Source organism: Spirosoma pomorum (assembly GCF_054776615.1).
Genome location: NZ_BAAHBP010000027.1, coordinates 225,833 through 248,499, shown reverse-complemented (window position 1 = coordinate 248,499; position 22,667 = coordinate 225,833). Strand labels below are relative to the sequence as shown.

General features: G+C 51.9%; 20 protein-coding genes. 9 read left to right on the top strand and 11 right to left on the bottom strand.

Annotated features, from left to right (window positions below; translation table 11 throughout):
* Positions 1-51: 51 nt before the first annotated feature.
* From ACYVAD_RS16510 to ACYVAD_RS16500, 3 genes are all read right to left on the bottom strand, one after another.
* Positions 52-1,095, bottom strand: coding sequence for an SDR family NAD(P)-dependent oxidoreductase (locus ACYVAD_RS16510; protein WP_461140611.1), 1,044 nt, complete (start codon positions 1,093-1,095; stop codon positions 52-54).
* A gap of 161 nt (positions 1,096-1,256) precedes the next feature.
* The gene (locus ACYVAD_RS16505; protein WP_461140610.1) at positions 1,257-1,685 is read right to left on the bottom strand and encodes a PPC domain-containing protein; all 429 of its coding nucleotides are present in this window, start codon (positions 1,683-1,685) and stop codon (positions 1,257-1,259) included.
* Positions 1,660-2,028, bottom strand: coding sequence for a hypothetical protein (locus tag ACYVAD_RS16500; RefSeq protein WP_461140609.1), 369 nt, complete (start codon positions 2,026-2,028; stop codon positions 1,660-1,662). Before ACYVAD_RS16500 ends, ACYVAD_RS16505 begins: the two co-directional genes overlap by 26 nt.
* A 173-nt stretch (positions 2,029-2,201) precedes the next feature.
* Here ACYVAD_RS16500 and ACYVAD_RS16495 point away from each other — a divergent pair, with 173 nt between their 5' ends.
* The 4 genes from ACYVAD_RS16495 (at position 2,202) to ACYVAD_RS16480 (ending at position 8,374) form a co-directional block, all read left to right on the top strand.
* Positions 2,202-4,427, top strand: a complete 2,226-nt coding sequence (locus ACYVAD_RS16495; protein ID WP_461140608.1) for a xanthine dehydrogenase family protein molybdopterin-binding subunit — start codon at positions 2,202-2,204, stop codon at positions 4,425-4,427.
* A gap of 708 nt (positions 4,428-5,135) precedes the next feature.
* The gene (locus ACYVAD_RS16490) at positions 5,136-5,447 is read left to right on the top strand and encodes a hypothetical protein (protein ID WP_461140607.1); all 312 of its coding nucleotides are present in this window, start codon (positions 5,136-5,138) and stop codon (positions 5,445-5,447) included.
* 254 nt (positions 5,448-5,701) lie between these two features.
* A complete protein-coding gene (locus ACYVAD_RS16485; protein WP_461140606.1) occupies positions 5,702-8,050 on the top strand; it encodes a S9 family peptidase in 2,349 nt (782 codons plus the stop codon).
* Between the two features lie 60 nt (positions 8,051-8,110).
* Positions 8,111-8,374 carry a hypothetical protein gene (locus ACYVAD_RS16480; RefSeq protein ID WP_461140605.1) on the top strand — a complete coding sequence of 88 codons (264 nt, stop codon included), beginning with the start codon at positions 8,111-8,113 and terminating at the stop codon, positions 8,372-8,374.
* A gap of 80 nt (positions 8,375-8,454) precedes the next feature.
* Here the strand turns inward: ACYVAD_RS16480 and ACYVAD_RS16475 are convergent, their stop codons facing one another.
* Complete coding sequence (locus tag ACYVAD_RS16475) at positions 8,455-10,743, bottom strand: GH92 family glycosyl hydrolase (protein ID WP_461140604.1); 2,289 nt, start codon at positions 10,741-10,743, stop codon at positions 8,455-8,457.
* A 130-nt stretch (positions 10,744-10,873) separates the two neighbouring features.
* Positions 10,874-11,761 carry a dienelactone hydrolase family protein gene (locus tag ACYVAD_RS16470; RefSeq protein ID WP_461140603.1) on the bottom strand — a complete coding sequence of 296 codons (888 nt, stop codon included), beginning with the start codon at positions 11,759-11,761 and terminating at the stop codon, positions 10,874-10,876.
* A gap of 200 nt (positions 11,762-11,961) precedes the next feature.
* On the opposite strand from ACYVAD_RS16470, the gene ACYVAD_RS16465 reads away from it, so the two are divergent.
* Both ACYVAD_RS16465 and ACYVAD_RS16460 read left to right on the top strand, forming a co-directional pair.
* Positions 11,962-12,216 (top strand): DUF6364 family protein, encoded by a 255-nt coding sequence (locus tag ACYVAD_RS16465; protein WP_461140776.1) that lies wholly within the window; start codon positions 11,962-11,964, stop codon positions 12,214-12,216.
* Entirely contained in the window at positions 12,213-12,644 is a 432-nt protein-coding gene (locus tag ACYVAD_RS16460) for a type II toxin-antitoxin system VapC family toxin (protein ID WP_461140602.1), read from the top strand. Before ACYVAD_RS16465 ends, ACYVAD_RS16460 begins: the two co-directional genes overlap by 4 nt.
* 25 nt (positions 12,645-12,669) lie before the next feature.
* On the opposite strand, the gene mnmE is transcribed toward ACYVAD_RS16460, so the two are convergent.
* The 4 genes from mnmE to ACYVAD_RS16440 form a co-directional block, all read right to left on the bottom strand.
* On the bottom strand, positions 12,670-14,052 hold the full coding sequence (mnmE, locus tag ACYVAD_RS16455) for a tRNA uridine-5-carboxymethylaminomethyl(34) synthesis GTPase MnmE (RefSeq protein WP_461140601.1): 1,383 nt from the start codon (positions 14,050-14,052) through the stop codon (positions 12,670-12,672).
* Between the two features lie 33 nt (positions 14,053-14,085).
* Positions 14,086-15,111 carry an oxygenase MpaB family protein gene (locus tag ACYVAD_RS16450; RefSeq protein ID WP_461140600.1) on the bottom strand — a complete coding sequence of 342 codons (1,026 nt, stop codon included), beginning with the start codon at positions 15,109-15,111 and terminating at the stop codon, positions 14,086-14,088.
* A gap of 60 nt (positions 15,112-15,171) precedes the next feature.
* A complete protein-coding gene (locus tag ACYVAD_RS16445) occupies positions 15,172-15,933 on the bottom strand; it encodes an MBL fold metallo-hydrolase (protein ID WP_461140599.1) in 762 nt (253 codons plus the stop codon).
* A gap of 72 nt (positions 15,934-16,005) precedes the next feature.
* Positions 16,006-16,386 carry a response regulator gene (locus tag ACYVAD_RS16440; RefSeq protein ID WP_461140598.1) on the bottom strand — a complete coding sequence of 127 codons (381 nt, stop codon included), beginning with the start codon at positions 16,384-16,386 and terminating at the stop codon, positions 16,006-16,008.
* Between the two features lie 316 nt (positions 16,387-16,702).
* Between ACYVAD_RS16440 and ACYVAD_RS16435 the strand changes: the two genes are divergently transcribed.
* Together ACYVAD_RS16435 and ACYVAD_RS16430 are read left to right on the top strand one after the other, a co-directional pair.
* Complete coding sequence (locus tag ACYVAD_RS16435) at positions 16,703-17,140, top strand: WapI family immunity protein (RefSeq protein ID WP_461140597.1); 438 nt, start codon at positions 16,703-16,705, stop codon at positions 17,138-17,140.
* A 170-nt stretch (positions 17,141-17,310) separates the two neighbouring features.
* Positions 17,311-19,986 carry an MGH1-like glycoside hydrolase domain-containing protein gene (locus ACYVAD_RS16430; RefSeq protein WP_461140596.1) on the top strand — a complete coding sequence of 892 codons (2,676 nt, stop codon included), beginning with the start codon at positions 17,311-17,313 and terminating at the stop codon, positions 19,984-19,986.
* An 84-nt stretch (positions 19,987-20,070) separates the two neighbouring features.
* On the opposite strand, the gene ACYVAD_RS16425 is transcribed toward ACYVAD_RS16430, so the two are convergent.
* The gene (locus ACYVAD_RS16425; RefSeq protein WP_461140595.1) at positions 20,071-21,066 is read right to left on the bottom strand and encodes a YhdH/YhfP family quinone oxidoreductase; all 996 of its coding nucleotides are present in this window, start codon (positions 21,064-21,066) and stop codon (positions 20,071-20,073) included.
* A gap of 156 nt (positions 21,067-21,222) precedes the next feature.
* Here ACYVAD_RS16425 and ACYVAD_RS16420 point away from each other — a divergent pair, with 156 nt between their 5' ends.
* Positions 21,223-21,585, top strand: a complete 363-nt coding sequence (locus ACYVAD_RS16420) for a hypothetical protein (protein ID WP_461140594.1) — start codon at positions 21,223-21,225, stop codon at positions 21,583-21,585.
* 49 nt (positions 21,586-21,634) lie between these two features.
* On the opposite strand, the gene ACYVAD_RS16415 is transcribed toward ACYVAD_RS16420, so the two are convergent.
* Positions 21,635-22,477 carry an SdiA-regulated domain-containing protein gene (locus ACYVAD_RS16415; RefSeq protein WP_461140593.1) on the bottom strand — a complete coding sequence of 281 codons (843 nt, stop codon included), beginning with the start codon at positions 22,475-22,477 and terminating at the stop codon, positions 21,635-21,637.
* Between the last annotated feature and the right edge of the window lie 190 nt (positions 22,478-22,667).

The following is a 22,667-nucleotide window of genomic DNA, read 5'->3' as shown; positions in this document are numbered from 1 at the left end:
ACCGGGTCTACAACGAGCAGGGGCTCAACGTGTACGCTGAGCCCCTGAAGATTAGTTATTGTACTGGTTGTTTTGTTCCGCAGCCTGGTTGGTTAAGGTGGTTACCACGGATTGCGACAAGGGCGTTTCGCTATCTTTCCCCGCTACCCGCTGGCTACCAGCCCCGCCCGGTGCTTTGCTGGGCAGCAGGTATTCGTTTGTTACGGCGCTTAGTTCAGCAACCAGATTAGGGGCCAATCCCTGTAGCCCGGCTGCGAGTTTGGTCGATAACGTAATCAGCCGCTCAGCCTCCCCATAACGACACGCGTCAATGATTTGATTGGCGCAGTCTTCGGCACTGCTGGTTATCAGCGGTAACGAATCAGCAATTTTGAACCAGGCGTATTCGTCCTCATTCTTACCCTTAAAAATAGCGTTCCGGGGACTGCCTGTACGCGTCAGGCCGGGACAGACAGTCGTTACGTAAATATTATCCTTGAGCAACTCAGCCCGTAGTCCTTCCGAATAGCCTACCAAAGCAAACTTACTCGCGGAATACGGCAGTAAATGAGGCACGGAGACTTTACCACCGATGGATGTTACGTTCACAATTCGGCCCGATTTTCGAGCCAGCATCTGCGGTAGGATAGCGTTAATCAGGTGATAAGGAGCCCAGAAATTGGTATCCATTGCATCCCGAAAATCGTCTTCAGTGCTGTGTTCGTAGGGAGTCACCAGAATGATGCCGGCGTTATTGATCAGTACGTCGATCGGGCCAATGACCTGCCGGGCGGCTTCCGCAAAGCGCTCCACTTCGGCTTTGTCGGTAATGTCACAAGCGTAGGTAAATACCTGTCCACCGTAAGTTAACAGTTCAGCCTCGGCCCGTTCGAGTTCGGCCGCATCACGGGCGCATAGCGCCAGGTTGGCACCTTCTTTCGCCAGTTGCCGCGCAATGGCCAGACCCAATCCCCGCGAACCACCAGTTACGATGACGACTTTGCCACGAAAATCTAATTTACGTCGTTGAGCCAGCACGGCTTTCGTCAAAGCCCAGGCCCCAATTCCTGCCAGGCCCCATAATATCGCTTTCGTTTGATTTGCAGTTGTACTCATATCGTTTTGCGTCAGTGCATAGGGATAACGCCCTCAGCGCTGGAAGGTTAGTAAGAAGAAAGCTAATGGAAACGCTTGGGTGTAGGAAGAAAAGGGGGACAAACGGAAGACGAAAGAAATTCTCCCGTTTTACGTCTCCCCCCCCCCTTTACTCTTGGTCATCACCGGATTATAATCTCCAGCAAATACGGACCCGCGCCCACATTCGACGCCATCAGGTTGCGGGCAACCCGGATAGTATACGTACCGGTTTCGGTTAGTTTTGCGTCGAAGTTGATCGGCCCTTTGTCACCGCTGTACTTACCCGACGGCGAGTACACAACCGCGATGGGTACCATGTGATTGATCGGTTCGGTAGAAAGTCCGGCCGTGTGAACAACCATACGCTGACCGGCTTTAGCCTCGACCAGATAATACGCGCCCTCCTGTTTTTCTGCCAACTGCCCTTTGATCTGAGCCGTAATAGCTCCCCGCTCAAAGTGAACGCGAGTTGGTTTGACAGCGGGTGTTGGCGTTTGACCAAGCAGCCCCGTCAGCAGCGTCATCAGGAATAGCAGCATAGCATTACTGAGCGTTTTGATCGAACGCAATGGGCATCAGATCATCCTCTGGCTCGATCAGAATGAGGTGAATGCCTGTTTTGTCGCTGGCCAGGGTCGCTCCTTCACCCGTTTCTAAATAATCAACCACCTGCCGGGCACTGTCGAACAGAAAATCCGTCTGCGTCGCTGCCTGCGGCACCCAGTCCGGCTGCTTGGTCAGTGGGGTTGTACTTTGGTAGATCAACATACCTACCGAACGAAAATCCTTGGTTCGGGCCAGCACCTCAATAGTTGCCGAATCGTTGGCGTCATGACGCTGTGCATTCAGGATTGTGTAGTATTTATCTTCCTTACCCATGTAGGATAGTAGCCATTCATAAATCGTTTCCATCGTTGCCGTTGTGTGAAGCTCGTCGCGTTGTTTCTGCAAATAACCCGCCGAACCAGGCTTTGGTTAGTCCGTTACGTGCTGATTCGCTCACAAACTCACCCCCGCTCAAAACCTTGCCCTTCTTTTTGGGCTTTAGTCAGCATGGGCGTTGCCCCTCCGAAACGGTAGTACGTATGACTGAATCCCTTCCCCAAACCATCAAGCTCGGCGATCCAATGAGTAGGGTCGATGGCCCCCTTAAAGTGACCGGTGGCGCTACGTATGCTGCCGAGTACAACCTGCCCGGCGTTACGTTCGGTGTACTGGTTACCAGTACCATTGCGCGCGGGCGGATTACCCGCATTGATGCACGGGAGGCCGAACGCTTACCCGGCGTTCTGGTCGTCATGACCCACGAAAACAGACCGGCCGTACCGGGTTACGACATCCCGGTTGATCCGAAAGAGTCGCGGGTAGAAGGTCAGGAGTTTCGGGTATTCTACAATGATCAGATTTACTACAGCAATCAGCCGGTAGCGTTGGTCGTGGCCGATACACTCGAACGGGCTACGCACGCAGCCTCGCTGGTCAAGGTAACGTACGACAAGCGTCCGCACCAGACCAACCTAAAAACGAATCTGAAGCGCGGCACCAAGCCTAAACGAGAAGACGATTATGTGCGTGGTCAGCGTGATGCGTACAAAACGGCCGCAGTACATATCGAACAGGAATACCAGACACCCATCAACGTTCACAATCCGATGGAACCCCACGCAGCTACGGCTACCTGGGAGGGCGCGGATAAAGTAATCGTGTACAATAAAACCCAGGCAACGAAGCTGGCGCAGAAAGACATTATACGGCTGTTTCAGCTGCCCGAAAACAATGTGCAGATCCACTCACCTTACGTGGGCGGGGCTTTTGGTAGTTCGTCGCGGGTGTGGCCGCAGGAGATGGCCGCGATCCTGGGAGCCAAAAAAGTAGGGCGTCCCGTAAAAGTAGCCCTCAAACGTGATCAGGCCTTTAATATGGTTGGCTACCGGCCGCGATCCGTGCAGAAGGTGGGGCTTGGTGCCACTGCCGACGGAACGCTGGTCGGTCTTACGCACGAAGCATTTGGGGCTACGTCCACGTTCGAAGAGTTTACCGAGCGGATTGTTGACCCCACCAAAACGCTGTACGCCGTACCGAACCTGAATACGGTTTACAAGCTGGTTCCGCTTGATTTAAGTACGCCTTGTTGGATGCGCGGCCCCGGTGAAGCCAGTGGCTCGTTTGCGCTGGAATCGGCCATGGACGAATTGGCCTATGCGCTACGTATGGACCCGGTTGCCCTACGCCTTAAAAACTATGCTACGACCGACCCGGAATCAACACTCCCCTGGTCGAGCAATCAGCTAAAAGCTTGCTACGAACGGGGGGCCGACCAGTTTGGCTGGTCTAAACGTAATCCACAGCCTCGCTCCATGATGTCGGGCGACTGGCTGGTCGGGATGGGCATGAGCGCTGGCATTTACAAGGCCGCCCGAACGAAAGCATCAGCCAGCGCCCGGCTGATGCCCGATGGCACCGTTCTGGTACGCAGTTCAACGGCCGACGTTGGCCCTGGCACGTATACCATCATGACGCAGATTGCCGCATCGGTGCTGGGGATTGAGCCCTCACTCGTTCGTTTTGAGCTGGGCGATTCCTCCTTCCCGCCCGCCCCCGGCCAGTTTGGTTCGCACACCACCGCATCCGTCGGATCAGCGGTGCACGACGTGTGCGTTGCACTGCAAAAAAAGCTGATAGATATGGCTAGTCAGAAGACCGCTACACCCTTGGGCGGTGTTCCAGTCGAGCAACTAACCGCCGAGAATGGCCAGATCAGTCACAAAGCAAAAAATAACTCCGTATCCTACGCCGACGTATTGAAGCAGCAGAAGCTGCCTTATGTCGAGGTCAAGATCGATTCAGAAAGTGGACCGGAGCAGAAAAACTATTCCAGCAAGTCATTCTGCGCTACGTTTGTCGAAGTGCACGTACATCCTGCTACGGGCGAAGTCCGCACGAAGCGGGTCGTATCGGCGCTGGATGTGGGGAAGGTCGTCAATCAGAAAACGGCGCACAGTCAGGTCCACGGCTGCGTGGCCTGGGGTATTGGCATGGCGCTCATGGAAGACGGGATACTGGACCATCGGTATGGCCGCTACGTGAACAACAACCTGGCGGACTATCACCTGCCCGTCTGTGCCGATATTCCCGACACCGAAATTATCCTGATCGACGAACCCGACTCCATCATTGATCCAATCGGCGCGAAAGGAATGGGCGAGATTGGGCTGATTGGCTTTGCAGCCGCGATTGCTAATGCCGTGTACCACGCAACGGGCAAGCGAATACGCGATCTGCCTATCACCCCCGACAAACTACTTGGCTAAATCGAAAAGGCCGGTTCCTACAGGAACCGGCCTTTTCGATTTAGTGACTCATTAGGGATAGCCAACTATTTACAGCGCCCATTCTCTCCTATTGGTTTTCTCAACCGCTGAAACCCTTTGCAAAGTCAGTTTTGTGCGCCTTTGCTACTACTCAGGATTTAACTTTCCCTAGATATACTATTTTGATTTATAGCCATTTACTGCACACTACCAGATCGACGAGCGCAAAAAAGGCAGAAAAATCATAGCCTTTGTACAGGAATCACTTGTACTATTCAGCTTTTCGATGAAAAATCGTAGGCAATTTTTGCACTTTACCAATAAAACAAAACTTATTAAGCCCCTTATTTAGTTTATAAACTGAACGGGAGAGCAAGTGCCCTCTCATTTTTCAGGCTGATTATTAACTTATTATACCTACCATGAACGTACCATTCGTTGCAAAGCGCGGGGATAAGACAAAGATTACCTGGACAAGAATTTGCACTTTTACGCGGATGACTTTTTCGTCTTTCGTGCGTCGAAATCAAGCAGTTTTTGAGGGACTATGCCGTAATGCCACTCCCTTTGGCGGCAACTGGGTAAACGCTCGCTACTAATTGAGCGTAGCCTCATCTACCGCTATTTCCAAGTCTGTTTTATCAAGAACCATCGTTGCGCCGGAGCCTTCACAGGAATCGGTTCTGCCGCAACCAAAACATAAGAGTCATGAATCGTTTTTCAGTAATTTATTTATTTCGGGAGCAGTATCATCACGTTTCCTGCAACACGCGTGCCGAAGCCGAATCAATCCTGAAGTTGGTCGCTAATCACAAGGGACGTAAACCAATTGGTATTTACGACGCCAAAACCGAACTCTTCGACTGGGATGCCTCCCGGCAGGATCAATATGACCAGGCTTCGTTCGAAGGCCAGGGCCAACTCGGCGAACAGATTATAACCATTTCGCAGGCGCTCCGCCGGCGAGATGCCTCCTGGCAAAACTCGGGTGAGCTCCGCCGTCCCAGCTTTTTCGCCTAATCAGTTAACTACCAGAGGCTCACCACTAAGCACCTGACAGTCAGCACTGGTTTACGTAGCAAAAGCGGCCATAGCTATCCTGTGTCCGCTTTTGCTATTTAAGAACAGCTAGTACGTTTCTGCGATTGCTACTGGGGTAAACTTGTCTCCTGGCCTTCCAGCATTGCCTAAAATTTTGTAGTTTGGCAGAATCGCCGATTCGATCACCGGGACAACTAGTCTATGGCGCGCTTCGACGTTCACGTTCATCTACAATGAAAAAAACAGTTCTTGTTGGCCTGATTGGTTTGGCCATCGTTTCAGCACAGGCTCAGCAGCGCCCTGCGCTGACCCCTTCCGATTATGAGCAGGCCCAGCGATTTTTATCGACGAACGCCGATCAGTTGATTGACCATGCCAACGTACGCCCCAACTGGCTGGCCGGTGACCGTTTCTGGTACCGCGACTTGACCGCTACTGGCAGCGGGTTTATTCTGGTAGACCCAGCCAAGGGTTCCCGCACACCTGCTTTCGATCACCAGAAGCTGGCCAGCGCGCTGTCGGCGGCTGCGGGCAAATCGTATGAAGCCAGCCGATTACCGTTCCAGACTATCAGCTTTTCGCCCGACCTGACGACGGTTTCGTTCACGGCGAATGGCAAACGCTGGTCCTGCAACCTGCAAACGTATCAGCTAACGGCCGATGCATCATCGGCCCGGTCGCAGTCAGCTACTACTGATGGCAGTGGTCGTCCCTCTCGGGGAAGCGCCGGTCCGGACGTACTGTCACCCGACAAAAAACGGGCTGCTTACATCAAAGACTACAACCTGTGGGTGCGCGACGTAGCCTCGGGGAAAGAAACCCAGCTCACCACCGACGGTATCAAGGATTTCGGTTACGCAACCGATAATGCGGGCTGGAAGTCCAGCGACCGGGCCATTCTGATATGGTCGCCTGATTCGAAAAAAATTGCGACGTTCAAACAGGATCAGCGGCAGGTCAGCGATATGTATCTGGTGACGACTAACGTCGGCAAGCCAACCCTGAAGCAGTGGAAGTACCCGCTCCCCGGCGATGAGCACATCGCGACAATTCAGCGGGTGATTATCGACGTCGACAATCCGAAGGTGATTCAGTTGCAGATCCCCGCTGATCCGCACCGGGCTACCCTGAGCGACGACATTGCCAGCAGCGGTACGTTCGATGACGTAAACTGGAACGACGATGCTACTAAACTAGCGTTTGTCTCTACGTCCCGCGACCACAAACAGGAAAAAATCCGTCTGGCCGATGCCGCAACGGGCGCGGTACGTGAGGTATTCGAAGAAACGGTACCAACTCAGTACGAATCGGGGTGGGGCGCTATCAACTGGCGCTACCTCGACAAATCGAATGAATTTATCTGGTTCTCGGAGCGCGACAACTGGGGTCATCTCTACCTCTACGATGCCGCTACCGGTAAGCTCAAAAACCAGATTACCAAGGGTGATTGGCTGGTTACGCGACTCTTGCGCGTGGACGAGAAAACCCGGACACTGTATTTTATCGCTAACGGACGTCAGGCTATTAACCCCTACTTCAGTCAGTTTTGTAAGATTGGATTCGATGGTAAGAACTTTGCCGTGCTAACGCCCGAAGAAGGGAATCATATGGTGACGATCTCGCCCTCGGGAACGCATTTCGTCGATACGTATTCACAGCCTAACGTGCCGCCCGTCAGCGTATTACGTAACATGGCCGGTAAACTCGTCGCAACGCTGGAGAAAGCGGATATTTCGCGCTTGACGGCGACGGGCTGGACACCCCCAACGCCCATCACGGTTAAAGCCGCTGACGGCAAAACAGATATTTATGGCCTGCTTTACAAACCGACGAAGCTGGACCCGAGCATAAAATACCCGGTAGTCGATTACATCTATCCCGGTCCACAAGGCGGCAGTGTCGGTAGTTGGTCTTTCTCGGCAGCTCGCAAAGACAACCAGTCGCTGGCCGAGCTGGGTTTCATTGTGGTTGAAATTGAAGGCACCAGCAACCCATTACGTTCCAAGAGCTTCCACGACATGAGCTACGGCAATATGTCCGAAAATACGCTCCCCGATCAGATCACGGGCATTCGGCAACTCGCCCAGAAGTACGCTTACATGGATACCGCCCGCGTTGGCATCTGGGGGCATTCGGGTGGAGGATTTGCCACGGCAACGGCGATGTTCCGCTACCCGGATTTTTTTAAAGTGGGTATTTCCGAATCCGGCAACCACGACAACCGCAATTACGAAGACGACTGGGGCGATCGCTACGACGGCTTAGCGGCCAACGTCGACTACGAAGCGCAGGCCAATCAGACCTACGCCAAGAACCTGAAAGGCAAACTAATGCTGGCCCACGGCATGATGGACGACAACGTACCGCCGTACAATACGTTGCTGGTGGTCGAAGCACTGGAAAAAGCCAATAAAGATTACGATCTGGTCATTTTCCCGAACAGCGCTCACGGCTTCGGCAGCTACTCGCCTTACATGACTCGTCGGCGTTGGGATTATTTCATCAAGAACCTGGCGGGTGCTGAACCACCCAAGGAATTCAAGCTGGAATTGAAACCTGACCCCCGTAATCAGGTTAACTAATTCACCTCCGATTGTTTCATCCGTTCGGAGGTGGTAAGTATCCACGAACCGGCCGGAAACATGACGATCAAGCAACTATTCAACATCGTAACGCCCCTGACCATTTTTTCGGCCATGGGCGTTATTGCTATTGGCTACGGCTTTGTTAACCCAAGCCAACCAAACAATGCTCTCCAGTTTATTTTCGGTGTTCCAATGGCTCTGAGCGGAGTGAGTATGCATCTGCTGGTGTTCCATCTGTTCAAGAAAAACACGCTCTACACCTGGCTCTTCGAAGCCATTTTCGTGGCTATCTGCTGGTATCAGTTTCGCTACGTTTGGTAGAGGTCCTCATTATAAAAGGGCTGAATCGATCAATGCTATTTGATCGATTCAGCCCTTTCTTACTTACGTAATATACCTTCCTATTTTCTCACTGGCTTGGCGCTCATGTAAAACGTTAGCTTACCGCCGTTCGTGATGTCAGCGTGCGTGATAACCGGTTTAGTCAAGAGTTTGCCGTTAAGGAGTACCTTTTGCACGTAAACGTTCTTCGGGCTCTGGTTGATGGCTTCGACCTCGAACGTTTTGCCGTTTTCTAGGTTTAGCCGGGCGCTTTTCACGGACGGGCTACCCAGTGAGTATTCGTCGGAGCCGGGAGACACGGGGTAAAATCCCATTGAGGAGAACATGTACCAGGCGCTCATCTGACCGCAGTCATCGTTGCCCCCCAGCCCGTCGGGCGTGGGTTTGTACTGCCTATTCAGGATCATCCGCACGCGTTCCTGCGTTTTCCAGGGTTGCCCGGCCCAGTTGTACAGATACGCTACGTGGTGCGCCGGTTCGTTGCCGTGGATGTAGCCACCAATGATGCCCTCGCGAGAAATATCTTCAGTTTCGGCGAAGAACTTATCGGGCAGGTTCATCGCGAACAACGTATCGAGCCGGGTTGCAAATTTTTTCGGCCCGCCCATGTATTGCATCAGTGTCGTTGGGTCCTGGGGTACGAAAAAGCTAAAGTTCCAGGAGTTCCCCTCAATGAATCCCTGCCCGTGGGTACTATACGTATCGAATTCTTTTTTGTATGAGCCATCAGCCAGGCGGGGGCGCATGAACCCGATCGATTTATCGAACACATTCTGCCAGTTCTGAGCCCGTTTCTGGTAGGTTTCGAACACGTCCATCCGGTTCAGCTTCTTCGCCAGTTGGGCAATACACCAATCGTCATAAGCGTATTCGAGCGTGTTCGACACCGACGTACCATTGGACGTAGCAGCAATGTATCCCTTGTCGATATAATCTCCAATGCCTTCGTAATCGCGGTGGTTCGACGTAGCGATGCAGGCATCGAGCGCTTTCTGCGGATCGCCTTTGTAGACCCCTTTGATAATGGCGTCGGCCAGCACCGATACGCTGTGGTAGCCACTCATGCACCAATTGTCGTTGGCGTAGTGCGACCAGATCGGCAGCATTTTCAGCGTGCTCTGGTCGTAATGCTTCATCATCGAGGCTACCATATCGCTGTTGCGCGACGGCTGCATCAGGTTGAAGAACGGATGCAGCGCCCGGTACGTATCCCAGAGCGAGAAGGTGGTGTAATTCGTAAATCCGTCTGCCTGGTGAACGCCCTGATCCAGCCCTTTATACTGCCCGTTGGCATCCATGTACGTCGTTGGGTTGACAAACGCGTGGTATAACGAGGTGTAGAAATTGATCTTGTCGGTGTCCGGTGCGTCGATTTGAATCTTGTTCAGTTCACGGTTCCAGCTGGCCTGCGCCTGGGCTTTCACCTGGTCAAAGTTCCAGTGAGGAACTTCGGCCTGCATGTTAGCCAGCGCGTTTTCCTGGCTTACTGGCGAGATCGCCATTTTTACCTTTACTTGCTCCCCTTCCTGCGTATCAAAATCAAAGTACATCCGCATCCGCTTTCCGGCCAGTTCAGGGAAATTGCGGCTTTGGTCGAACTTGCGCCAGAAGCCTTTGTATACCTGCGGTTTGTCGAGCGTTTTCTGCCCGTACGATTTGAATGGCTTCGAGAAGGATAAGGCAAAATAGACCGTTCGGGTGCGGGCCCAGCCGTTGGTTTGCCGGTAGCCCGTAATCAACGTGTCGTTCACCACCCGCACGTAAGTCCAGACGACCTTGTCGTCGTAGTTATAAATGCCGTGCGCCAGATCCAGAATGATATGCGACTGATCCGATTTCGGAAACGTGTACTGATGAAAGCCTACCCGATTCGAAGCCGTCAGCTCGGCCAGGATGTTGTGATCGTCGAGTTTAACCTTATAATAGCCGGCTTCGGCTACTTCGTTGGCGTGTGAGAACGCTGACCGGTAACCACCTTTCGGATTTGACGATACGCCCGGATTAAGTTGCAACGGCCCCTGCGTGGGCATAATCAGAAAATCGCCCAGGTCCGAATGGCCCGTTCCGCTGAAATGCGTGTGACTGAACCCAACAATCGTTTTATCTTCGTATTTGTAGCCCGCGCAATACTTGTAGACATCGCCGTTGTACTTCCCATTCAGTTCGTACGACAACGTATCTGAATCCGGACTCAGCTGAACGGCTCCGAACGGGACGGTAGCCCCCGGAAACGTGTGGCCCATTTTCTCGGTGCCAATCAGCGGATGAACGTACGGCACCAGATTCTGCTGGGCGAACGTAAGAAAAGCAAGAAATTGAAGTAGGGTGGTAAGGGTAATTTGCCGCATTGTTTGGGGATAAAGCCATTCTCTGAACTATCACGCCAAAGGTACGAAAAGCAGCCCTCCATACTTTACCACCCCCGGAGCTTTGCCGTTAGCATCCACGGACTAAACAGAAAAGCCATTTTCGTTTTCCTTACGCCAGTTTATTGTTGAAAAAGTCGATGGTTCGTTTCCAGGCCAGCTCGGCAGCGGCTTTATCGTACCGGGGCGTGGTGTCGTTGTGAAAGCCGTGGTTGGCGTTCTCGTACATGTACTCCGTGTACTCTTTCTTGTTCTCTTTTAGCGCGGCTTCGTACGCAGGCCAGCCCTCATTGACACGGGTATCTAGGGAGCCGTAATGTATTAAAAGAGGAGCCTTGATCTTGACTACATCTTCAGCAGTTGGCTGGGTACCGTAAAACGGCACGGCTGCGGATAAGCTGGGAATACGTACCGCCATCATATTGGAAATCCAGCCACCGAAACAAAAGCCGACAACGCCAACTTTACCGTTACAATCTTTGTGACTGCTTAAGTAATCGTAAGCCGCGATAAAATCTTCCAGCATCTCATTGCGGTTGCGTTTACTCTGCAACTCACGGCCCGCATCATCATTCCCCGGATAGCCGCCAAGTGGCGACAACGCATCAGGAGCAACCGATACAAATCCGGCCAGCGCTGCTCGTCGGCCTACATCAGCGATGTACGGATTCAAGCCCCGGTTTTCATGGACGACGATGATCCCACCGAGTTTCTTCTTCGCATCGGCAGGCTTCGCCAACTGCGCCTTGATTGCCCCTCCCCCCTTCGGTGACTGATACGTAATGGTTTCTACCTGTAGACGCGGGTCATCAGCTTTTACCTGGACGTTGTCCTTATAATTGGGCATCAGAAAACTCATCAGGGACGTAACCGTAAGTCCGCCCACAGCGTAGGTCGATAGTTTCTGTACAAACTCACGACGGTCAATCCGATTATGCGCGTAATCGTCGTACAGGACAAACACTTCCTGCTTGATATCTTCTTTCTTAATATCGCTCATGCGGGTCTGGTTAAGGAGTTTGCTTAAATGTAAGCAATTATGGAATCCTCGGCTCCTTTTTCATTAAACCTGTTCCATCCAAAGGTTAAATCGTTCATCCTTTTTCCATTCGTAGACTTGCCCACAAGAAAGCTTATCGCATAAACAGGCATTGTCATCTCATATACGTATATTTATTTAAAGAATAAAAACACACGTATATAAGTAAAGTAAAACTCACCCTGACCGTTGACGAACGGGTGGTCAGTCATGCAAAATTGCTGGCCAAGCAACAGCGAAAATCATTGTCGGCCATGATCGAGCAACTGCTGGCTCCCACCGACAGTGGCCAGCTCGATACCACTGCGTCCATACCTACTGCGCTACGATTGCGGGGGATTGCCAAAGGAGCGCTCAGCCCAAAAACAGATAAGCAGATTCGGGAAATGATGTACAAAGATCGCTACGGCTTATGACCATCTTTATAGCTGCAAATGTCGTTCTCGACTGGCTCTTGGACCGAACCGATACCTACGCTGATGAAGCTACCGATCTCTTTCTGGCTGCTGAGGAAAACCGGATCACTATTTATATTTCCAGCGGCTGTACCTACACGATAGCCTATGTATTGCACAAAACAGGCAAACGAGGACAAAAACTACGTGATGCGCTGATCAGCTTCCTGACACTAATAAACGTAGCAGGTGCTAACAGAGACACGTTTACTAACGCTAGCGACCTAACGGCAATCACCGATCTAAAAGATGGCTTCCAGTATCAGACGGCCTTAGGAACCAGCGCCATTCGGTATTTCGTCACTGGAAACATAAAGGATTTCCGCTCAGCCTATCAGACCCGTCTACCGGTTGTCACGCCCACGGAGATGGTCAGATTATTAACGTAATAGTCGTATTGAACAGTCGTAAATCTTACTTTCCGATACAAAACTTGCTGAAAATTGAATCCAGCAAATCATCGGTGGTGATTTCTCCCGTCAATTCGCCGAGATGTTGCAGGGCGACGCGCAGGTCCATGGCCAGCCAATCGGGGGTGACGCCAGCATCCAGGCCGTTGATAGCACGGTTCAGGGCTTCGTCGGTGCCGGTCAGGTGTTCGTAATGGCGGGCGTTTGTGACGACAGCACTACCTGTCTGAACAGCAGCATCGGTCCGGACACGGGTTGAGAGGGCGGTTTTCAGTTCGTCCAAATGGGTTTGCTGGGCGGCTGAAATCCAGACGATATTTTCGCCAGCAGCTTCTTCCAGCGCCTGCCGTTTAGCGTCGGTTATCGCGTCGAGTTTGTTACCAACCAACAGGTATGGCTTGCCCGATTCGCGGACTTCGCTGAGCGCCGTTGTTAACTCATCAGGTATGGCGTTTTTGCCATCAAATAAATAGATAACCAGCGCGGCATCCCGCATTTTCTGCTGGGTACGTTCGATACCAATCGCTTCAATCTGATCAGTAGCCTGACGCAGCCCCGCCGTGTCGATTAGCCGAAAGCGAATGCCGTTGATAAACAACTCGTCTTCGATTACGTCGCGGGTGGTACCGGGGATGTCGGAGACAATGGCTTTCTCTTCGTTCAGTAGGGCATTCAACAGGGTTGACTTACCGGCGTTAGGTTTACCGACAATAACGGTTGGTACGCCATTTTTGATCACATTTCCCGCCGAGAAGGAATCGATCAGTGGGTGAAGCACCCGCCGAATGTCGAGCATCAGCTGCCGCAACTGGTCGCGGTGAGCGAACTCAACGTCCTCCTCACCGAAGTCCAGCTCCAGTTCCACTAGCGCAACAAAATCGATGAGCTGTTGCCGTAACGCTTTCAGTTGTTTCGAGAAACCACCCCGTAGCTGGGTCAGAGCGGCCCGGTGGCTGGCATCCGAATCCGACGCGATCAGGTCAGCTACGGCTTCGGCCTGGACCAGGTCAAACTGTCCATTCAGGAAGGCACGCTGCGTAAACTCTCCCGGCCGGGCCAGGCGAACGCCTTCCTGCGTTAGCCGACGTAAAATCTGTTGGATAATGAACTCCGAACCGTGACAGGATATTTCAACGACGTCTTCTTTCGTGAACGATTTTGGCGCCCGGAACACCGTTACCAGCACCTCATCAATGATTCCCCCCTCCTGGGTACGTAACGTACCAAAATGCGCCGTGTGGCTCGGCTGCTGGGTCAAATCTTTGCCCCAAAAAATCCGGTTGGTAACATCGATGGCACCTTCGCCCGATACGCGTAGGACGGCAATGGCCCCGATGCCCGGCGCTGTCGCCAGGGCCGCAATAGGTTCTAATTGATATACAGTCATTATCGAATGAGGACAGGCGGATGCGGTACACGTCTAACCGCGCCGATTTCCTGCAACAGGGGCTACGGACGGAAAGATAGGCAGGCGCGTCAGTAGTCCGGCTAATCTTTTTTCAAGAGGGGCCTGGGGTACATCGAGTAAGTCGGCATACGTATCGCCCAGGAGAAAACGCATTTGTCCCGCCACGAGGTTCCGGGTTGCTTCGGGTTTGTCGCCACCTACCTGCCTGGTGATCGCATCCAGCAATGATCTTGTCAGCCCAGCCCCCGCCTGCGACGGACGGAATTGTCGACGGGCAATAGCATGCCCGAGTTGGTACGCCTGCCGAAGATTTTCCGGAATGAGTTCGTCAGCTACTCCATTCAGGGAGGACACAATATTAATATGGTGCAGGTAATCTTCCTCCTCCTGGTCAGTCACGGTGACGCCCGACTTACGCAACCCCAGCAGTACGACATACGAAAACGCCAGGTTTGTTCCTGCCATGTCTTCCTGGTTGATAGGTACGCCCCAGTCGTCATTCCAACGGCCCGATTGCTTCGTAAACCATCGTGCACCGGCATGAATTAGCCGCACTTTCAGCGTGCGCAGTACCGCATTATTTGACCGCCATTCAGCCGGACTGTTAACAGCAAAGAGCCATTCGCCCGTTTCCTGCAAGCGCTGGGCCGTGTCGTTTTTGATTCGTTCGGTCAGCCAGAGCACTTGTGCGCCATCAGCTCCTAAATAACAATAGGGTAGCGAAAAACAACCCAGAATCAGGCTGATCGTACCGACATGTTTTGAGAAGAAAGTCATACCCCGCGCCATTCGGGTAGCGTCAGCCCAGCCAGGTAGTGCGGCATGTTCCGCGAAAAACTGCTGTACAACAGGTGATTGCTTAGCCGTCGAGAAATCCTGCGTATCAGCCAGCCAGGTCATCAGCGACCGTAGCCCTTCTTTTCCCCACTCATTCACGATTGACGCAATCACAGCATCAGCAGCCGGGTCTCCCTGCTGGCGGTATTGACCAAGCAATTGATCGGAGAAAATACGGGCGGGTTTGATACGAGTAGTCATTAGCATGCGGGGTCTACTCTATCTAACCGTAGCGGAGCAAAAACGGTTTTCCCGCTTGTCCTATAGGTGAATCTGCAAGCCGTCGTAACCGAGCCGTATACCGGCCGGCAGTTCCTTTTCGACTTCGTGGTGCAAACCCAGATTATGGCTAATGTGGGTAAAATACGTCCGTTCAGCGCCAATACGCTGGGCCACGGCGATAGCCTGAGCCAACGTAAAATGCGATATATGCGGATTACGTTGCAGCGCGTCCAGCACCAGCACTTTCGTTCCCATCACTTTTACCAGTTCTTGCTCCGAAATGTAATTTAGGTCCGTCAGGTACGTGAAATCACCAATGCGGTAGCCATAAACCGGTAGTTTGTGGTGCATCACTTCAATGGGCATTATTCGAATACCCGCTACGTCGAACGGCTCGTTATGGATCTCGTTGACCTGAATTCGGGGCGTACCGGGGTACTTATTTTCCGCGAAGATATAGGCAAACTCACGCTGTAGCTGCGTTAGTACCGACGGACGGGCGTAGATGGGCATGTCCTGACCCGACCGGAAGTTATAGGCCCGTACCTCGTCCATCCCCGCTGTATGATCCTTGTGTTCGTGCGTGAACAGGACCGCATCAAGTTGCTTGAGGTTCAGGCGGAGGACCTGCTGCCGAAAATCGGGCCCTGTATCGACAACGAAGCTACGGCCATCAATAGACAGATGAATGGACGAGCGTAGTCGTTTATCCCGAAAGTCGATAGAGCGGCACACCTCGCAGTCGCATCCAATTAAGGGTACGCCCGACGAAGTGCCCGTTCCCAGCAGAGTAATGATCATAAAGAGCGAAAGAATGAATGAGCGAAAGAGCGAAGGGGGTATCACTCTTTCGCTCTTTCGCTCATTCGCTCTTTATTTTTCCGTTAACTGATTGACAACTTCTACCAGACGGTCGAAGTTGAGGGGTTTTACCAGTACGTCGTTAAAACCAGCCGTTTTGAATTCTTCCTCGGTATAGTTGCGGGCATTTCCCGTGATTGCCACGATGGGAACAGACGCTTTTTCCTTTTCGGGAAGAGCCCGGACACGCCGAACGCATTCCATACCGTCCATGATAGGCATGTTGATGTCCAGCAGCAAAATACTGAAGTCTTCTTTTTCCAGAATCTGCAATACCTGCTCGCCGTTTTTGACCGCTGTGATATCGTAGTTCTGAAACTCAAGGATTTTACGGGCCAGGTTTTGAATAACAGAGCTGTCTTCGGCAATCAGGACGCGTTTGGAAGCTGACATAGGGTTTTAGCGTATCGTATTGTTTGGAGTGGTGAAATTAGTACTTAATCGGCAAATGCAAAAGATAGGTACTGGTGCTCTCTCCTTCCTTTCTGTGTGGACTGGGGGCACCGCCTAACGATAAAAAACAAACATTTCATCGAAAAGTAAAAAACTATCAATTATTCTGGTTAACTTTCACTTTAGTAACAACGCTGGTGGCGTTAAGTTTGCCCCATTACGTTAGTCGCCGACCTTCCATTTTGAGTGGATGATCAGCGTCGGGCCAGTCCCCCGCTCCTCTTGTGTACTCACAGTCTTCCTCTCCTCTTTACCCATGAAACTAACTGGTCACGACAGCACGTTTGAGTTGAATATTTTGGATTACGAATGCTCGGATTCCAATTCATTTATGGATCGCAACTGGTTGCTTATTGGGCTAAAAACCCGGTTTCAACACCAACAAACGGTCTGTACAGCCCCGCTGCTCTCAACCTGGGAAATTGAGCTGCTGCTGGACTGGTTACGTTCCATTGCTGCACAGCGCGAGCTCTCTCCCCGGCTGACCTTCGTCGAACCCGCGCTGGCTTTCAACAATGCATCGTCTAAAGATGGTGGTTATCGGTTTCAGATCCGTTTGAGTTCTGACGCCCTACCGCGCTGGCAATCTGGCGATCAGGCATTTTACCTCCCCGTTGACGTTAGCAAACAGGACCTGCAGCAAGCTATTGATGATCTGGAACTTCAACTCAAACTTTTTCCAGTGCGGGAGTAAGGGGCCGTTAGCTCATGTTTTATTAACGAGTAGCGGTTCACGCGAAAAATAGCGAGGTACGATTACTTCGGCAGAGTCTTTGCGGTCAAGTAGTCAGGGAGTATACTATCTTTGAAGGCAGTTTGCCCAACTGAGTAGACTACACTACAGTACTTACCGACTTATTGATTATGACTGCCATTGCCGAACGCGAACGCATTTACGAACGAGCTGACAATAAAGGCTGGAAAAAATGGGGACCTTATCTTTCGGACCGTGCCTGGGGTACGGTACGGGAAGATTATAGCCCTTATGGTGACGCCTGGAACTATGTCAATCACGACATGGCCCGCTCACGTGCGTATCGCTGGGGCGAGGAAGGTATTGGTGGCATCTCCGATAACAAGAGTACGATCTGTTTTTCGCTGGCATTCTGGAATCACAAGGATACGATCCTGAAGGAGCGGTTATTTGGTCTCTCCGGTCCCGAAGGCAATCACGGCGAGGATGTGAAGGAGCTGTACTATTACCTGGACAGTACTCCGACGCACTCGTACATGAAGATGCTGTACAAGTACCCGCAGCAGGAATTCCCCTATAATCGGCTGGTCATTGAGAGTATGCGCCGGAACCGGACCGAGCCGGAGTTTGAGCTGATTGACACGGGCGTTTTTGAGCAGGATGAGTATTTTGATATTTTCATCGAATACGCCAAAGCTGACCAGAACGATTGGCTGGTTACGGTAACGGCTCATAACCGTTCGGACAAGGACGCTCCGCTTACACTGCTGCCTACCCTCTGGTTCCGGAACACCTGGGCCTGGGGGTATGAACAGTTCAGCGCCCGACCGATGATGAACGGCATTTCTAACACGCAGATCGAGGTGAGCCATAAGCAAATGGGCAAATTCAAGCTCTACTGCGAAAACGCCGATGCCCTGTTGTTCTGCGATAACGATACGAATACCGAACGCCTGTACGGTCGGCCTAACCTATCGAAGTATCCCAAAGACAGCATTAATAATTACGTTACGTCAGGCAATCGAAAAAGCTTTATCAACCCGAATCAGATCGGAACAAAAGCTTCCGCGCAGTACGCCCGTGTTGTCCCCGCTAAAGGCAGCACCACTATCCGGCTGCGGTTCAGCGACAAAACTACGTTGCCTAACGCCTTTGCTGATTTTGACAGCATCTGGCAGGACCGTTTGACAGAAGCTAATACGTTTTATGACGATCTGCAACGTAACGTAACCGATCAGGAACTGCGCAACATCCAGCGGCAGGCCTACGCGGGCATGCTCTGGAACAAGCAGTTTTATTACTACAATGTCAATGAATGGCTGAAGGGTGACCCTCAGATGCCAATTCCGTTTCAGGGTCGTGTATACGCCCGAAACGAAAACTGGCGGCATATGTACACGGCGAACATCCTGTCGATGCCCGACAAATGGGAATATCCCTGGTTTGCCGCTTGGGACCTGGCCTTCCATACCCTTACACTCGCCCGGCTTGACCCCCACTTTGCCAAACGGCAGCTGGCGGTTATTCTGCGGGAGTACTACATGCACCCGAACGGGCAGATTCCGGCCTACGAGTGGAATTTCAGTGATGTGAATCCACCCGTCCATGCCTGGGCAACCTGGAAGGTATACGAAATTGACAAAGAGCAGAACGGCGTTGGCGACGTAGCCTTCCTGGAACGGGTGTTCCACAAGCTGCTGCTGAACTTCACGTGGTGGGTCAACCGCAAGGATGTTGAAGGTAACAACATCTTTGGCGGTGGCTTCCTGGGTCTCGATAACATCGGGGTTTTTGACCGTTCGCAGCCGCTGCCCATGGGCGGCCGAATCGAGCAGGCCGACGGTACGGGCTGGATGGCCATGTACACGCTGAACATGCTCCGGATTGCCTGCGAAATCTCGCTGACCCGACCGTCTTACCAGGACATGGCCAGTAAGTTCTTCGAGCACTTCCTGCACATTGCCTCGGCCATGAACAACCTTGGCAAGCAAGGCATCAGCCTGTGGGATGAGGTCGACCAGTTCTATTACGACGTACTGCATACGCCGGATCAGAATGCACGACTGCTGAAAATCCGCTCAATGGTGGGTTTGATTCCGCTGTTTGCCGTCGAGATTCTGGACGAAGAGTTACTCTCGCAGTTACCCGACTTCAAACGCCGGGTCGAGTGGGTACTGACCAACCGGCCGGATCTGGCGTCGCTGGTATCGCGCTGGCACGAGCCAGGCAAGGGCGAAACGCACCTACTCAGCCTGTTACGTGGCCACCGCATGAAAATGATCCTGAAACGGATGTTCGACGAAACCGAGTTTTTGTCGGACTATGGCATCCGGGCGCTATCAAAATACCACGAAAAAACCCCTTATCAGTTCGAACTAAACAGCGAAGTTTTTCAGGTTCGTTACGTTGCAGCCGAGTCCGAAATGAGTATGTTCGGAGGTAATTCCAACTGGCGCGGCCCGATCTGGTTCCCGGTTAATTTCCTGCTGATCGACTCGCTGCTGAAATTCTACCAGTATTACGGCGACGATCTGGAAATCGAGTATCCCACGCATTCGGGCCAGGTTATGAGCGTTAAAGATGCCCTGATGCAGGTAACCGAGCGACTCATCAACCTGTTTCGTCGGGATGCCAGCGGTCGGATACCGGCTTACGGTGATCAGCAGAAAATGCAGCATGATCCTAATTTCCAGAACCTATACCTCTTTTACGAGTATTTCAACGGCGATAACGGATCGGGCCTGGGCGCGAATCACCAGACGGGATGGACGGGCCTGGTTGCCGATCTGATCGAATACCTTTACAAGTACCAGACAAAAAAGGAAACGGTTCTGGCTTCGAAGTAGAGACACTCAGGGACAAAAATCAAAAGACACAGGATGTAGGACGGACGATCTGGTCTCCTACATCCTGTGTCTTTTGTCTTAGGTTTAGTCTAACCGTACCACCGTACGTCCCTGAGCTTTACCGGCCAGCATGGCATCCATAACCCCCGCTGCTTCTGATAACGCTATTTCAGTTACCAGATCATGTAGGTGAGCAGGGCGCCAATCGCTGGCCAGTTGGTACCACACCCACTGCCGGGTATCCATGGCACACTGGGCCGAATCGACCCCCAATAAACTGATACCTTTAAGAATAAATGGAAAAACGGTCATGGGTAAATCGCCTGCTTGCGCCATGCCACAGGCGGCTACGGCTCCGTTGTAATGCAGCGAACGTAATAAAGTCGTTAGTACGGTGCCACCCACCGTATCAATAGCGCCGGCGAAACGCGCCGATAACAAAGGTTTTTTCGACTCATCGATAAAGGTCGTCCGATCGATGATTTCAGTGACGCCCAGCGTATTCGTGAAATAATCGGCGGAGTCAACCTTGCCCGTAATCGCAGCCGTCTCAAAGCCAAGTTTCGCCAGAATACCGAGGCTGACACTACCGACGCCACCCGTTGCTCCACTGACGGCAATCAAACCTTTATCCGGCGATAGTCCGGCCTGAAGTAATTTATGGACGCACAAACCGGCTGTCAGCCCGGCCGTTCCGTACGCCATGGCATCGCGCAGGCTGAGCCCTTCCGGTACCCGAATACACCAGTCGGCAGGAACGCTGATGTATTGTCCTAAGCCCCCCCAGGTGTTCATCCCCAGATCAAAGCCGGTGACGATTACCTCCTCGCCTTCTCGCCAGGCTCCGCTCTTGGAGCTTACCACTGTTCCGGCGGCATCAATACCCGGCACGTGTGGAAATACCCGCGTAACACCCCGATTGCCGTTTGCCGACAGCGCGTCCTTGTAGTTTAGAGACGAATAGCGCACGCGAATCAGCGTATCATTTTTAGATAGTGCATCCAGGTCAATCGTCTGCACTTCTTTGCTGAACGAACTGTCTTTCTCGGTTACTAATATTCCTTGAAACGTATTTTCCATTGGGCTAAACGTTGTGTACTAGCAGCAAGGTAGCTAATTGTTCTTTCTCGCCCGTTCCCACGCTTGTGGCACCAATCGCATCAATTACCAACTAGAATACAAAACAATTATACGTTATCCCTGTTTATAATACATAAAAAACATAGACAGAAGGTCATGAAAATTGCCGTAGAAAAAGGACAGGATAAACCACTGCTGGCCGATGGGGTTCACACCGTCACGATCACCAGCGTTGATGAGGGTACAAGTGAGCACAAAGGCATTCCGTTTTTTGCCTGCCGCTTCGAAAACGAAGATGGCTACGTATCGCACCGTTTCTATCAATCACCGGCTGGGATGCCCAGTATCATCAGTCTGTTCGAGATGGCAGGCATTGACGTAGTCGAAGGCAAGGAGCTTGATACTAAACAACTGACTGGCAAACAGGTCGATATTGAGGTTGGGGAACGTTCGTACACCGACCCAGAGACCGGCAACGAACGCACGCTCAAGCAGGCCATGAATTTTCTGGTCAGCTAATTCCCGAAGAACTAATTGACACAACCGCGCTCTCAACCCGAAAGCGCGGTTATTTTTTGTATCTGAATGTCAGGATGTAGCCCTTCTTGCCGTCGCCTTCGCTGGCAATATATAGATCACCGTTAGGCGCGAAGCAAATTCCCTCGGGTTGACGAAACAACGGTGAATCGAGTGGAACAGCCGCTATCAATTTGCCTTCAAAGTTCGTAATTATCAGCCGTTTCGCGACGGAACTAAGGATGTACCACTCGCCCGTAATGGGGTGAACTGCAATCCCTGAAGGCTGATAAGTACTCGGTTTGATCTTCGCGTCGTTCAACTGCGCGTCGTTGAGTTGTACGTCCTTGTACACGGTCCGGTGACGGATATCGTACGAATAAATTGCCTTATCACTCCGCTCATTCCCTTTTTTGACCGCAATCAGGAGCCGGTTCGTTTTGGGGTTATAGCCTAATCCTTCAACTTCGGTATTCTTCGGCAAATCTGTCTGAACCCGATTGATCTGGGTCGATTCGGGCTTAAAACGGTGTAAGGTCCCATTACTTTCCAACGCGTAGATGTCGCCGTTTACGTACTCAATCCCTTCGAAATCACCGTACCCTCCGAAACCGAAGTCCTTTACGATCTTTTGTTTCTTAGTATCGAAGACATAAACGACGGCGTTCTCATCTTCGACGCACAGTAACTGATCGTTTTTGTAATACGTCAGTCCGGAAATCTCTTTTAGCTCTTTCGGCAACGTAGCCTTGGCATCGGGTTGGTTTAACGCATACGGAAGCGTAAACGGTGGCAAGACGCGGTCAGCGGCTGGCTTCTGGGTAGTACTGGGCGATGAGTTACAGCCCAGTAACGACAATAAGGCGACACATACTATTGGCTTGAGAACAGGCATTGGCTGGTGGATAAATGGCTAAATAAAGCCTGATTATTCCATTTGTCAACATGTTTCAGGCTTAGTTCTATTGCCCTCTGTTTCGCCGGTTGACTTACAAAGCAATATTTAGTCATTCAGAATACGAATCAGGTCATTCCCCAGCTTTCTTTTTTGTGCCTAAATTGCCCTATTTAGTTTTGTTGCGAAA